Annotated in this window: 1 tRNA gene; it reads right to left on the reverse strand. The window is 38.8% G+C overall.

What is annotated here, in order from left to right:
• Positions 1–134: 134 nt before the first annotated feature.
• Positions 135–211: transfer RNA gene (locus ERX40_RS11140), tRNA-Ile, on the reverse strand.
• Positions 212–369 lie beyond the last annotated feature (158 nt).

Raw genomic sequence — 369 nt, forward strand, 5'->3', positions numbered from 1 at the left:
TTAATAATGTGATGTCTGTATCAATACAGACGCGCGATTTTTTTGAGAATTCAATCAATGAACTCACTCGGTTTTGCTTGGTAAAATCTTTTTCTTCTTACTTTATCTAGTTTTCAAAGTACAATTTTCAAAAATGGTGGGCCTAAATGGACTCGAACCATCGACCTCACGCTTATCAGGCGTGCGCTCTAACCAGCTGAGCTATAGGCCCATTTAGAATGTATGAACCATAAGGTTCTATAAACATTCAAAACTGAATACAATATGTCAATGTCAATTCCGAAGGAATATCAAGTATCCCTTTTCCGTAATATCCTTAGAAAGGAGGTGATCCAGCCGCACCTTCCGATACGGCTACCTTGTTACGAC

It is taken from the genome of Macrococcus carouselicus (genome assembly GCF_004359515.1).
GTDB classification, from domain to species: domain Bacteria; phylum Bacillota; class Bacilli; order Staphylococcales; family Staphylococcaceae; genus Macrococcus; species Macrococcus carouselicus.